Raw genomic sequence first — 13,329 nt, 5'->3', positions numbered from 1 at the left:
CGCTGTTATGGGTGTGGACTTATCTGTTTTATGGTTTGGCATCATCGTATTCGCCACGCTGATGTACATCACCATGGATGGTTTTGATCTGGGCATTGGCATTCTGATGCCGATGGTGAAAGACAGTCAGCAGAAAGATCTGATGGTGAATACGGTCGCTCCGGTGTGGGATGGCAATGAAACCTGGCTGGTGCTGGGCGGTGCCAGTTTGTTTGGCGCCTTTCCGCTCGCTTATGCCGTGATCATTGATGCACTGACGATTCCGCTGACGATCATGCTGATTGCGCTGATTTTCAGAGGAGTGGCTTTCGAGTTTCGCTTTAAAGCGCTGCCAGCCCATCTTGGATTTTGGGATAAGGCGTTTATGGTGGGTTCCATCGTGGCGACTTTCAGCCAGGGTGTGGTTGTGGGGGCTGTGATTGAGGGCTTTCCGGTCACTGGACGGCAGTTTGCCGGTGGTGCTTTTGACTGGATGACGCCGTTCGCGATGTTCTGCGGGCTGGGTTTGGTCGTCGCCTATGCGCTGCTGGGCAGCAGCTGGCTGATCATGAAAACAGAAGGAGAGATTCAGGCATTGATGTACCGGGTGACGCTCAAAATTTTGGGGGTGCTGTTGCTCATCATTGCCGTTGTCAGTGTCTGGACGGCACTGGCACAGGAAGCGATTTCAGCACGTTGGTTCAGCCTGCCGAATCTGATTTATTTTGCGCCGGTACCTTTGCTGACGGTGTTTCTGGCAAAAGCGGTTCTGCTCTCGGTACAAAAGCAAAAAGAGCGTCTGCCGTTTGTGATGTCTCTGGGGATCGTTTTTCTCGGGTTCAGCGGGCTCGGGATTAGTCTGTGGCCCAATATTATTCCGCCGGATATTTCCATCTGGGAAGCCGCTGCACCGCCACAGAGTCAGGGCTTTATGCTGGTGGGCGCTCTCTTTATTATCCCGTTCATTCTCGGGTACACCTTCTGGAGCTATTCGGTGTTCAGCGGCAAGGTGACTGCGGAAGAAAGTTATCATTAATGAACAATCACTAAATAGCAATCACTCAAAAGTGAGCACGAATAAACGAGCACGCAACAATGATTTTGCACTATGAGACAGGGAATTTATCCGGATAAGGAGAGACAGATGTTCAGAGAATCGTTTCGGCAGTGGTTGTGGCTGGCAGGCATCTGGGGTGCCAGTGTGGCGGGACTGGCTTGTATATCCTGGTTGTTTCGTTTGCTGATGAGCAGCGCAGGCTTAACGACTTAACGGTAAGACAGGGAAAACCAATAATCCGATGGCTCGCAGCCATCGGATTGATTTCACTGAAAAATCAGGCTTTTTTCAGTTTTTTCTTCAGCTTTTTCAGCTTGTCGGCGTGCTTCGCCACTTTCGCTTTACGGACTTTGATTTCTTTCTTCAGTTTTTTCGCTTTCTTAGACACATTTGCCATTTTTCTTTTCTCCTGTTCATACAACGATTGATTAGAAAATGGCTGACAGGAAAGGAACTGCTTTTCGCCTTACATATCAACCGGGTCATTCAGACCACATGCACGAGATGAGGAGGTCACTCTGTTTGTGCATTTTCTTTCACAAACTGGCGGATAAATCGACGCACTTCACGTGCTGCACTGGTATCCAGTGTTTCACACAGCGCAACAAATGCATCCCGCTCTTCACTGTTGATTCTGATGATGAGCTGGCTGTCTTTCTTGCCTGTTTTCGATTTTTTGGGTTGGACCATTCAGGTTCACTCGTCATCGTGCATATACAACGTATATACATTCGCTATCTGTCTGGCAAATCAGCCCGTCGAATTTTGCGATCTCAGACAAGTGTTGTCTGCATATGCTAAATGTGCTGTTTCCCTTTGTCGCCTAGCTTAAGTGAACACATGAAGGGCAGATGCCTGATTGATCTGATCGTTTGAGACGTTTTTTGAGGGTGGCGTGAATACATATTTTGTGATGAAGAAGGGGTTACAGTACAGTGCGCGGGAAAAAGTCAGTCCGGATGAGCTGAAGGGGCAGTATGAAGCCTGTCGTGAAGCAGGTATGTTTTTAGCCGCAGATTCCGTACTGGCGGCTTCGGAAGAAGATGCCATCAGACATGTGAAGACCCTGACCAATCAAACTCTGGTTGCGGCTTCAATCGGGTGTCTGAATGCATTCTCTATGCTGGTGGTGGATTCACCGGTGAATCTGGCGCTGATGCTGATTGTGTTCGGTTATCTGTTTGTTGCCTCCAAAAAGACCAAAGCGTTTGAAAGTGAAGATTTAAAAGCACTGCGTAAAATTGCACGCTAGGTACCCGTTTCTCTGAGGATGAAAGGGACTCAGAGAACGGTTTGAGAGCGACATTTTCGATTCACTCAGCCACTGAGGTTCACTATCGTGTTAGCGCTGATTGCAATGGGACTCATTGCTCTGTATTTATTTTTCAGTGAAGACGGCGTGCTTTATGCCGATGCCATCCTTGCCGCAATCGTGACCATGATTTACGCGGGCGTACATTATTATTTTGCAGAAGATGCGCTGCAGATCATTGGCCGGGCTGGTTTCATTTTTACCCTGATACCAATCGTGTCTCTGGGCGCCATCTTATTTCCGAACCTGAATGACAAGTATTCCGAATCCTCGAATATCATTCTGGGATGGATCGGTTTAATTACTTCATTTGTAATGCTGATTTTATTCATGTTGCTGATTTAATTCAGATGAGTAACGTGAACGCTCATCATTGATGGAACACTTTGCGGAGGTTTCTGGCTGGCTGCTTGACGGACGTCACTGACCCGTTTGTTTTTGCTGCATCATGCCACGTTAAATTTCTGTCAGTCCCGGATTTATTGCGCTGAGTGTGTGTCTATACCTTCATCTGGGTATATTCTGCTAGGGATTACAGCCCCTCGCACTGGAAGCAAAAAAGGATCATGGTATGTCGGTTTTGGATAACAATGAGCGTTATGGCAAGGTCAGTCGATTTTTTCATTGGGGCATGACTGCCCTGTTAGCGGCACAATTTCTGACGGCAATCGTCAGATTTCTGTTTGAGGATTCCTTACTCGATAAACTGATGTGGGGAGTGCACAAACCTTTAGGGGTTTTGCTGTTTCTGATGATTATCCTGCGTCTCGGCTGGGCGTTTTTAAATCTGTCACGGCGTCCGGCGTCTGTCAGCAAAGCTGCACTTGTGGGACACAAGGCGCTTTATCTGCTGATGCTGGTGATTCCGGTGCTGGCTTTGATTCGGCAATACGGCTCCGGAAAAGCATTTTCGCCCCTCGGGTTACCATTGATGGATGGCTTTGATACCGGAAAGATTGACTGGATGGTCGGCCTGGGGAATTTCCTGCATGGTGAATTGGGCTGGTTGCTGCTGGCTTTGGTCATCGGGCATATTGTGATGGCGGTCTGGCACCGGATTCGTAAGAGTCATGAGGATGTCATCGCACGGATGTGGCGATAATCACCTGAATCCAAATGCTTTGCTGTCTGCGGCCGATTGGTGCGCAGGCAGCAAGTAACTCAGCAGATAAGCCACTAAGCCCCTAAGTCGTTCAGAAGCTCAGAAGCTCAGCAACATAGTTTGCTCTGCTTCGTTTCCGCTTTTCAAACCACATCCTCCTCATCGCCTGATTGATCTATTTCATGAAAGCCGGGTTCCCTTCATCTCACTGACCCAAATCTCACTGTGAAACTGAGTGCATTGTTTGTAAGATAAGCCTTCCTCAACCCACCACAGAGAAAAGTATGTCTGACGCGATTTTGGAAAATACGGAACAACTGGGATCGATTAATCGGAAGGTCGTCGCCGAAGGTGAGAATCTGCCGGCTGTGAAACTGAAAGATGGCAGTACTGTGCAAACCGGCACGGTGGCAACCATGCTTCACAATATTGAGCTTTACAACGCAGGTCAGCGGGGGGCGGTAGAGCAGGAACTGGCACTGGCGATTCCGACCTTGGTCAAAGTCGGATTGTTTGATTTATTCGGACCGGATGAATGGATAGCCGGCAATAATCCGGGTCGTCGGTTTGTCGGCCAGAAAGCGAAGCAATATTTAACGGCTCAGCCAGCCAAGTAAGGGAATCGTCATGTTCAACACTCTGTTCGAATATAAGATGTGGGCAAATCGCGATATGTTTGAGGCAGTCAGTCGCATGCATGGCGGTTATCACCGCGGAGCCGTCGGCCGCATTCTCGCGGATTCAGATATTCAGCCGCCTGCAGGCACGCTGGCTGGGTTCTGGCATCAAACCCAGCCGGAAAGGCGGGAACCAAGACAGGAAACAAGACGAGAACAATAAAGAGGACAGAGTCGGGCTGAATGGAGGGGATTCAGCGCCAACCTTGTTGGCTGGAATTTTCTGTTGCTAAACTTAATTCAGGCAATGGAATGACACGGCTGGCAAAGCGATGCATGAATACCTTCAGCTCGACACGCACGATGATATTTATTTCCTCTCTGACCCCCATGGCCAGTTCGGGTTAATGCAGGACGTACTGGATAAAGTGGGATTTCGTTTTCCGGAAAACGGTAAAGTCAGGGATCGGCTGTTTATTCTGGGAGATCTGATTGACCGCGGGCCGGATTCATTACGTCTTCTTCAGACCGTTCAGCAGAACCCGGCGTTTTATGCGATTCAGGGTAATCATGAACAAATGGCGATGCAGGCCATCCATGAAGGCAGTGATAAAGCCTTGTGGCTGATGAATGGCGGTCGCTGGCATGAAGACTGTGATCAGGAAACGCTGTCGGAGATGCTCACCTTCGCTGCCAGTCTGCCTCTTTGTTACACCCTTCAGATTAACGGCCATCAGATAGGACTGGTACACGCCGGTGTTCCCGAGCCTTACGACTGGCAGGCGTTTACCCGGCAATGTGATGCGGGATGTCTGACCCACGAAGACCTGACCTATGCGCTGTGGGACAGAAAAGCATTTTCCCATGACCCGGATACCAACATTGCTCATATTGATGCCGTGCTGATGGGGCATAACATTGTGTCCGGTCTGAAACCCAAAGTCTGTGGCAACCGGGTTTATATTGACGGTGCGATGTCGATGGGTGATCGCGGCATGTTGCTGAGGTATCGCCGGGGCGGTGAAGTACTGGAGCTCTTTCAGGAATTTGCATTTTTGCGGGAAAAAGACTCCGAGCATCTGGTATGGATTTAAGTCTCGTTTCTGCATTTTTCACCCGTCACTCCAATACATACCCACCATACCTGACGGCATCATGATGGCTGCCTGTCCGTTACCGACCAAGATTTGTCCGGTCTGCCAAAGGCCATTTACCTGGCGTAAAAAGTGGCGGTATTGCTGGGAACATGTGAAGTATTGCTCTGAACGCTGCCGAAGACACAAGTCTGAAAGACACCAGGAAAACCAGTCTGACGGATAGTACTTCGGCCGGTTTCAGTCAGTCAGATCACAATTGTGATACATCTTTGTAAAGAATGCTGAAAAGTTCTGACCTGAATCAAATGTGATTCTCCTTCCAATTTTATGATGTGCATCGGTATTCATTTACTCACATCAACTTTGGCCTGCATGCAGGATGGCATGAGGGACAGGGACAAATAAGAGAATCATCATCACAATGACAACTTATTCAGAAGAACAAAAGACCTACAGTGATCACCTGAACCTGATTTCGACGACGGACCCGGAGAGTCATATAACGTACACCAATGACGATTTTTGCGCCGTGTCTGGCTTCACGCCGGAAGAACTGCTCGGTTATCCCCATAATATGGTCAGGCATGAAGATATGCCCAAAGCGGCGTTTGCTCAGATGTGGCAGTACCTGAAGTCGGGCAAAAGCTGGATGGGACTGGTGAAGAACCGCTGTAAGGATGGCCGCTATTACTGGGTCACGGCATTTGTCACCCCGATCCGAAATCAGGACGGTGAAGTGACGGAATATCAGTCGGTCCGCACTGCGCCTTCAAAAGATCAGGTGAAACGGGCGGTGTTGTTCTATCACTCGCTGAAACTGGGCAAGGTCCGGGCGGTGCCTCGGCTGAGTCAGCAGAAAATGATGACTGTGTTTTGGGGAATACAACTCCTGCTCACCGCAGGGGGAGTGGTGTTTGATGTGCCTGCGTGCTTTGTTGTGAGTATGTTGCTGGGTGCGGGCGGCTTGTGGCTTTCATATCGCCAGGGACGACGTCTGGCCGCAGTCACACAGTTTGCAAAAGCGGCGTATGATAATCCGCTGATGGAAAAGGTGTATACCGGTCATGAAGATGATTTTTCTCCCTTTGAGCTGGCATTGATCAAAAAAGGGGCGGAGCTTCGGGCGCTGGCTGCGAGAGCAGAAGGCACCTCAGCCGGTATTTTATCCGCCGCAGAGGAAGAACTGGCGACCGTTCAGCATGTGGGCAATACACTAGAGTTGCAAAGTCAGGAAACGGATGCCATCGCGACGGTGATCAGTGAACTGACTCAGTCGATAAACGACATCGCTGTTGCGGCTTCTGCAGCGCAGTCGCTGACGGATGCATCCAGAGAAGCCACCCAGGAAGGACTGGGCAGTATTCAGCAGACGATTGCGGCGGTGAATGCACTGGACCAGGAGCTGGAAGATGCGCAATCGGTGATTATCGCCGTGTCAGAAAGCAGCCAGAAAATCGACAGTATTCTGGAGGTGATCACATCCATTGCAGAGCAGACTAATCTGCTGGCGCTCAATGCAGCGATTGAAGCTGCCCGGGCCGGGGATGCCGGAAGAGGATTTGCCGTGGTGGCCGACGAAGTCAGGCATCTTGCAGAGAAAACCCAGTCCTCAGCCGGGGAAGTGCACACCATGATTGATCAGCTTCAGTTGCTGGTGAAACGCTCGGTCAGCGCAATAGAGCAAGGCAATCAGCTGTCCGGAGAATGCAAACAGCGGGCGGATGAAACCGGTGAAGTCCTGCGGTTGATCTTTGACTCGCTCGGTCAGGTAACCGGAACCAGTAAGGAAATTGCCTCTGCGGTTGAACAACAGGCTCTGGTGAGTCAGGACATCAACCGGAAGATCGTCAACATCTCTGAGCTGTCCAGAGAAACAGCAGCGATCTCAGAAACGTCTGTGCAGCGTACCCGGCGTCAGGTTGATGGCATTGATGCGTTGAATCGTCTGATTGCTCGTTTTATGCATTAATGCCAGGGTGCGTATATTCATTGGTTGATGTGCGTGAGGGGAAAGAATCGTGTTGAGCTGCATGAAAGAGGGTTCAGGGAGAATCTGTCATGAATGAAACGTATGCCATTGCCATTCACGGCGGTGCCGGGGCGCTGTCCAAAGGCAAACTGACACCGGAACAGGAAATCGAAATTCTGTCGGTGCTGTCAACGATTGTGGAAGCAGCCCGGCAGCATCTGGCTGCGGGCGAGTCTGCGCTGAATGTGGTTCAGCAGGCCGTCCGCAGTCTGGAAGACTGCCCCTGGTTCAATGCCGGACATGGGGCCGTGCTGAACAGCGACGGCGGTCATGAACTGGACGCAGCTATCATGTGCGGGCACACGCTGGCGGCTGGTGCGGTCAGCGGAATCCGTTTCAGCCCGAACCCGGTGGATGTCGCCCGTGCGGTCATGGAGAATTCTGAACATGTGTATCTGGGCGGGGAAGGGGCTGAAGCATTTGCGAGGGCACAAGGCCTGCCTCAGGTCGACAATCACTGTTTCACCACCCCGCTGCGTCGCCAGCAGCTTGACACCGCCAAAGCGGCTGAAGCCGTCATACTGGAGCCGACGGCCAGTGACTACAAATACGGCACCGTGGGCGCCGTTGCACTGGACCGGAAAGGGCATCTGGCCGCTGCGACTTCAACCGGCGGGATAACCAATAAGAAGTTTGGCCGTATCGGTGATTCTCCGGTGATTGGTGCCGGGACTTATGCCAACGACCTGACGTGTGCCGTTTCGGCAACCGGTCATGGTGAGCATTTTCTGCGTCATGTGGCCGCACACAATATCGCTGCCCGAATGCAGTTTGGCGGACAGACACTGTATGCTGCGGCCACTGCCGTTGTTTTTGAAGACTTGCCGTCAACCGGCGGAGAAGGCGGGGTGATTGCCGTCGATGCCAGGGGAAATCTGGTGTTATGTTTCAATACGGAAGGCATGTACCGCGGGTGGGGCAATTATGAACAGCCGGCTCAGTCGCGGATTTATGAGGACTGATGTGGACTCAGAGTCGGATGATGTCGCACAGTAAAGCGTGGTCCTGGATGACCTGCTCACTGTATTCCAGACAGGCATCGGTTAATGCTTTGTCGTGTTCTGGCAGCAGCTCAACCATGAAGTGTTCGAAGCGCACTGAACGCCGGTCACCGCGTGAATGTGCCAGGGCCAGGGCGATACCGCAAGCATTCGCGTATTGACAGAATGCCTCACCGGGATGTTTTTTCTGAAGGATTAATGACTCAGGTTTCACCGACAGGCGGGCATGGTGGCGTGAGCGAACCAGCCATTGTTTTTTCCTCCAGACAACTTCATCGAGCAGTAAATCCGGGCGTCGCTGCAGCTGACGCTGGCAGTTCGCGGCAAGATGAGCCGGGTTCAGGGTATTCACCGGGCTGACATCCGGAAAAGCAAACGTGGGGGACGCCGGGCATTGCTGTTTCACCTCAACAATGTGGCAGAGTGACAAATCATGTATATCGTGTAACTCAGCCGGGCCGACCAGAAAATAATATCGCTCGGCATGGTTTGCGCCGATTCCTGCGCCCAACCGCGCCACAATATCGAGGATCTCATCATCCAGATACGGACGGAAAGTGGTTTCCAGTGCCAGATAGTCCTTTTCATGGAGCCGTTTATATTTGAATGGGTTCTCGGTAAATCGTAATTTTCCGTCTTCAAATACCGTTGACTTCGCCAGTTGGCTTTTTGTATAAAAATCGTCTCCTCCTGCGGCACGCTTAGCTGCTTTTCGGCAGCAGGCATTGAGGACATGGTCATGATCAAACTTTTTCAGGACCTGATATCTCACGTTTTCATCTTTGAGAATGCGCTTGAGGGTATCACGGTAAGCAGACAGAAATGTTTTGCAGGCGGCTTTCAGATCATCTTCCTGAATGCTCTTCAAATCGTCAGTGATTTCAATTTCATCGGTCAGGTATTGGCCGGTCAGTAACCCCCGGCCCAAATTCCCCGCGAGTGACAGGCTGATCAGGAAGCGAGCCAGGTCCCAGATGCCATAGCCAACGCAGGCATCGTCAAAGTCGTTGGGGGAAAAGATCACCTGATCTCCATGAGACCCTTCTTCGGTCAGAAAGCCAAAGTTCGCCAGATGGCAGTCGCCCATGATGATGGTTTTGCCGGGGCTGGCGAGCAACATGTCGGGTAAAGTCAAGATGCCGGTTGCCAGATCGGCATAGAACAATTGTGCCGACCCTCTATAAAACTGGTACGGGTTCAGGGTCATTTTGATGTGTTTGTCGAGCGTTTTGACCGGAGATGGGGCGACACCGTCTGTCAGACTCAGTTGAGTGCTCAGAATCGATTGTCTGGATATCATGAGAACCGCCTGTTGCTGTAGCCGCAGTGGTTAGAGTATTGATGAAGCAGAGGCGGGAAAGTGACTCAGGAGCAAGGATGGGATACAAAAAAGCCGGGGAAGTCCCCGGCCAGATATGAATTATTCGGCAATCGCCTGCTGTTCCTGCCGGTCAAGAACGGCTGGTTTAGCTGTTGAGCCCTGACGGATCATCACGGTCATCGACAGGAGCACTGTAACGACGCCGTAGCTGATTTCTTCCCAGGGTACCAGCTGACCGGTAAAACGGTTCACGAGCAGAACCAGAACCGGGATCAGGTAGGTGTAGGCCGACACTTGCTCCGGTGCCAGTGCCACGCTGCCCTGCTGGAACAGGAAGAAGCTGATTGCGGTGGCGAATACGGCCAGATAGCCGATACCCAGCCAGACATCTCCCGGAATTTGCGTCCACTCGGTCTGAATCAGCTGGGGTGCAGTTGCCACCGTCAGCAGACCAGTGGCGCAAATCAGGGTCCAGCAGGTCAGATGCACAAACGATTCACCTTTGTAGCACTTCTTCACAATGATGGGGTTCAGCGCCATGCCCAGACAGCCCAGCAGATAAATCTTGTTGGAGGTGGTCATGGCAATAGAACCGGCAGCCGACAAGTCGCCGCGGAAAATGATCAGACCGGCGCCCAGCATCCCGCCCAGTAGAGAAAGTGTCACGGCCAGTGAAGTCCGGCGCTTAAAGATGACGGCCGCCAGTACAGCACTCATCAATGGGACGGTTGTATACAACGCACTTGCATCTAACGGGCTGGTGTCGCGCAGGGCGATAAACATGGCAACGAAGTAACTCAGCGCCGGAAGGCTGATGAGCGTATAACGACCCAAATCTTTCGCGGAAGGAATGCGGAACTGTCCCTTCACAGCAAGTAGTCCGACAAACAGTAAGCTGGCCAGCAGATAGCGCACCCAGGTGACGATCAGCGGATCCATGGTGGCTGTAATGTGGCTGCCGATCGGGAAAGACAGGCTAATCAGTACAGTGAAGAAAAATAACTTCAGGTGTGAAATCTGGTTTTGGGACAACATTCAGTTTCTCTATGACTAAGAATAATGCCAAACGGAGTGTATTTAACCAAAAGCTGACCTTTAAGACAAGAAAATTTGACCCGTAAGTTAAGTGAAAACTGGCAAGAAAAGCTGCCACTTTGTGATCTCAGGAAGGGTGCTTGTAGTAAATTTACAAAAATTTCGGGTTTATCTCTTTGAACAAGGGATACACAGGCCGGAAGCCGAAAATGTGCATTGTGTGTCTTATCCCTGACATGCATTCGTCACCCCAGTGTCATATGCCTGATGAAAAATTATTGTCTTTTGAATCAGTTAAGGAATGACGATGAAAAGTAACATAAATTGGCTGGCACTGGCTGTGACGGCTGGTCTGGCACTGATGTCTGCGATGCCTGACGCAGCTTCAGCAAAAGCGGACAACTCCTGGCGTTTTCAGCGCATCAGTGCGTTCCCGACTTATCTCAATCTTCCGGCGACTCTGTCCGGGCGGCATGAGACATCGGCAGAAATTATTGCAGCCACGGATGACCTGCGATTTGTGTTGTATACCGACAGTCCTTCAGAAGGTGTCGGGATTGTGGATCTGGGCGATCCGCGTCAGCCAAAGCCAGCAGGTTTCTTCGCACTGGATGGCGAACCGACGTCGCTGGATGTAACGCTGGATTCGGCATTGATTGCTGTGAATACCTCTGAGAGCTACGCACGACCGGGCGGCTATCTCGCGCATTGGCGGATTTCATCACAGCAGGAAGTGTCTCGTTGTGATTTGGGCGGGCAGCCGGACTCGGTCGCCATTTCGCCGGATAAGTCGTTTGTGGCCGTGGCGATTGAAAATGAGCGGGATGAAGATCTGAATGACGGCAAACTGCCGCAGTTCCCAGCGGGTGGTCTGGTGTTGATGCCACTCAAATCCGGTGTGCCTGTGTGCGATGAAAAGCGTTGGGTCAGCCTGACCGGGCTGGCGAAAATTGCTCCCGCTGATCCAGAACCGGAATTTGTTGCCATTAATGCTCAGAATCAGATTGTGGTGACATTGCAGGAAAATAATCATCTGGTCATTGTCGATGGCCGCAGCGGTCACGTGGTCAATCATTTCTCTGCGGGGGAAGTGAATCTGGATCATGTCGATATCAAAGAGGAAAAAGCCCTGCATTTTGATGGTTCGCTGCATCAGGTCCGTCGGGAACCGGATGCGGTGAAATGGCTGGATGATCATCGCTTTGTCACCGCCAATGAAGGAGATTACAAGGGCGGCTCCCGCGGGTTTACGATCTTCGATACAACCGGAAAAGTGCTTTATGAATCGGGAATGGATTTAGAACATCGTGCCGCGCTGGCCGGGCATTACCCGGAGAAACGTTCTGAAAATAAAGGTATTGAGCCGGAAGGGCTGGCGGTTGGCACCTTCGGAGGTCAGCAGTATATCTTTGTGTTGTCTGAACGTGGTTCGGTTGTCGGGGTATATCGGGACACCGGTGCAGCACCGGAGTTTGTTCAGTTACTGCCGTCCGGGATATCACCGGAGTCAGCGGTTGCACTGGCTGGCCGGGGATTGTTCGTGACGGCCAATGAAACGGATTTGGGTGAGGAAGGCGGAGCGCGTGCCCATGTCATGGTGTACGAGTGGCGTCAGGGCGTAGCGGCGTATCCGCAGATTCAGTCGGTCATGCACCGTGGTCAGCCAGTTGGCTGGGGGGCTCTGTCCGGGTTGGCTGCCGATGAACAGCATCCGGGACGTTTGTATGCCGTGAATGATAGTTTCTACAAAAAACAGCCTGCAATTTTCCGGATTGATGCCCGCCGGCGTCCGGCTCTGATTGAGGAGATGATTCCGGTAACCCGTGACGGGAAGACTGCAAAGGGGCTTGATCTGGAAGGGATCACACCGGATGGAAACGGCGGTTTCTGGCTGGCCTCTGAAGGCAACCGTCAGAAAGCGGTGCCACATGCTTTGTATCATGTGAATGCTCAGGGTGAAATTCTGGCGCAGGTCGATTTCCCCGCCCGGTTGCTGGAAAATGAAACCCGGTTCGGTGCTGAGGGGCTGACCAAAATTGGTGATGTGCTGTGGGTTGCGATACAGCGTCCCTGGAAAGATGATCCCAAAAATACCACCAAACTGCTGGCGTATCATTTGAAGGAGAAACGTTGGCAGGCCGTCCGTTATCCGCTGGAAGCCGTGGAGAACGGCTGGGTCGGGTTGTCTGAAATTGCTGCTTATGGTGATTCTCTGTATTTGATCGAGCGGGACAACCAGATTGGTGAACAGGCGGTGATTAAACAGATCACCCGAGTTCGGCTGAAGGATCTCAATCCTGGTGATCTCGGTACTGAATTACCGCTGGTTCGCAAAGAAGTGGTTCGTGATCTTTTACCTGACCTGAAATCAAGCGGCGGGTATGTGGTGGATAAAGTTGAAGGCCTGACTTTTGACATTACCGGACAGGCATTTGTGGTCACTGACAACGATGGGGTAGATGACAGTTCAGGAGAAACGCTGTTTTTCTCACTGGGAAATTTCAGTACCGCGCAATAAATCTGACTTCGGATATTCCCGCGGATGAACAGAACAACTGGCAGCAGGGGCTGCCAGTTTTGAGTCAGGCTCAAAAGATAACGAATAAACGCCACTGGTTGAATATCATTTATTCTGGATAACAAAGTGACCGCATTAATTCATTGCATATCAAAGTATAAGCATACTTGATGAAATTTTTCTTCAATGAGTTGTAATCAATGAATATAAAAAAACAGCACTTCTGTTTTGTGTCCAGTTGGCGGCGTTTCCTGCTTTTGC

The 13,329-nt window shown here is 51.2% G+C and carries 15 protein-coding genes; 12 read left to right on the top strand and 3 right to left on the bottom strand.

Annotated features, from left to right (window positions below; genetic code table 11):
* The first annotated feature begins 7 nt into the window (after positions 1-7).
* Positions 8-1,015 (top strand): cytochrome d ubiquinol oxidase subunit II, encoded by a 1,008-nt coding sequence (gene cydB, locus SPK40_RS06160; RefSeq protein WP_330959776.1) that lies wholly within the window; start codon positions 8-10, stop codon positions 1,013-1,015.
* 108 nt (positions 1,016-1,123) lie between these two features.
* Positions 1,124-1,249 (top strand): DUF2474 domain-containing protein, encoded by a 126-nt coding sequence (locus SPK40_RS06155; RefSeq protein WP_248139536.1) that lies wholly within the window; start codon positions 1,124-1,126, stop codon positions 1,247-1,249.
* Between the two features lie 300 nt (positions 1,250-1,549).
* Here SPK40_RS06155 and SPK40_RS06150 read toward each other — a convergent pair whose 3' ends face one another.
* Positions 1,550-1,726 (bottom strand): hypothetical protein, encoded by a 177-nt coding sequence (locus tag SPK40_RS06150; RefSeq protein ID WP_330959775.1) that lies wholly within the window; start codon positions 1,724-1,726, stop codon positions 1,550-1,552.
* A gap of 205 nt (positions 1,727-1,931) precedes the next feature.
* Here SPK40_RS06150 and SPK40_RS06145 point away from each other — a divergent pair, with 205 nt between their 5' ends.
* The 9 genes from SPK40_RS06145 (at position 1,932) to SPK40_RS06105 (ending at position 8,155) form a co-directional block, all read left to right on the top strand.
* The gene (locus tag SPK40_RS06145; RefSeq protein ID WP_248139539.1) at positions 1,932-2,288 is read left to right on the top strand and encodes a hypothetical protein; all 357 of its coding nucleotides are present in this window, start codon (positions 1,932-1,934) and stop codon (positions 2,286-2,288) included.
* Positions 2,289-2,375: 87 nt separating this feature from the next.
* Positions 2,376-2,693: a hypothetical protein gene (locus SPK40_RS06140; protein ID WP_248139541.1), complete on the top strand. Its 318-nt coding sequence runs from the start codon at positions 2,376-2,378 to the stop codon at positions 2,691-2,693.
* Positions 2,694-2,919: 226 nt separating this feature from the next.
* Positions 2,920-3,450, top strand: coding sequence for a cytochrome b (locus SPK40_RS06135; RefSeq protein WP_248139542.1), 531 nt, complete (start codon positions 2,920-2,922; stop codon positions 3,448-3,450).
* Positions 3,451-3,734: 284 nt separating this feature from the next.
* A complete protein-coding gene (locus tag SPK40_RS06130; RefSeq protein WP_330959774.1) occupies positions 3,735-4,067 on the top strand; it encodes a DUF7709 family protein in 333 nt (110 codons plus the stop codon).
* A 10-nt stretch (positions 4,068-4,077) separates the two neighbouring features.
* Positions 4,078-4,290: a hypothetical protein gene (locus SPK40_RS06125; protein ID WP_330959773.1), complete on the top strand. Its 213-nt coding sequence runs from the start codon at positions 4,078-4,080 to the stop codon at positions 4,288-4,290.
* A 109-nt stretch (positions 4,291-4,399) separates the two neighbouring features.
* A complete protein-coding gene (locus tag SPK40_RS06120) occupies positions 4,400-5,161 on the top strand; it encodes a metallophosphoesterase (RefSeq protein ID WP_330959772.1) in 762 nt (253 codons plus the stop codon).
* Between the two features lie 61 nt (positions 5,162-5,222).
* On the top strand, positions 5,223-5,387 hold the full coding sequence (locus SPK40_RS06115; RefSeq protein ID WP_330959771.1) for a DUF2256 domain-containing protein: 165 nt from the start codon (positions 5,223-5,225) through the stop codon (positions 5,385-5,387).
* A 198-nt stretch (positions 5,388-5,585) separates the two neighbouring features.
* Positions 5,586-7,133 carry a methyl-accepting chemotaxis protein gene (locus SPK40_RS06110; RefSeq protein WP_330959770.1) on the top strand — a complete coding sequence of 516 codons (1,548 nt, stop codon included), beginning with the start codon at positions 5,586-5,588 and terminating at the stop codon, positions 7,131-7,133.
* 89 nt (positions 7,134-7,222) lie between these two features.
* Positions 7,223-8,155 carry an isoaspartyl peptidase/L-asparaginase family protein gene (locus SPK40_RS06105; protein ID WP_330959769.1) on the top strand — a complete coding sequence of 311 codons (933 nt, stop codon included), beginning with the start codon at positions 7,223-7,225 and terminating at the stop codon, positions 8,153-8,155.
* 7 nt (positions 8,156-8,162) lie between these two features.
* Here SPK40_RS06105 and SPK40_RS06100 read toward each other — a convergent pair whose 3' ends face one another.
* On the bottom strand, positions 8,163-9,494 hold the full coding sequence (locus SPK40_RS06100; RefSeq protein WP_330959768.1) for a DUF2252 family protein: 1,332 nt from the start codon (positions 9,492-9,494) through the stop codon (positions 8,163-8,165).
* 120 nt (positions 9,495-9,614) lie between these two features.
* Complete coding sequence (locus SPK40_RS06095) at positions 9,615-10,550, bottom strand: DMT family transporter (protein ID WP_248139556.1); 936 nt, start codon at positions 10,548-10,550, stop codon at positions 9,615-9,617.
* 301 nt (positions 10,551-10,851) lie between these two features.
* Here SPK40_RS06095 and SPK40_RS06090 point away from each other — a divergent pair, with 301 nt between their 5' ends.
* Complete coding sequence (locus SPK40_RS06090) at positions 10,852-13,068, top strand: esterase-like activity of phytase family protein (protein WP_330959767.1); 2,217 nt, start codon at positions 10,852-10,854, stop codon at positions 13,066-13,068.
* Positions 13,069-13,329: the final 261 nt, after the last annotated feature.

The sequence above is a fragment of the Photobacterium sp. 53610 genome (assembly GCF_036409375.1).
In the GTDB taxonomy this organism is placed as follows: Bacteria; Pseudomonadota; Gammaproteobacteria; order Enterobacterales; family Vibrionaceae; genus Photobacterium.
Note: the sequence above shows the minus strand (reverse complement) of the source record. Positions and strands in the feature narration are given on the sequence as shown.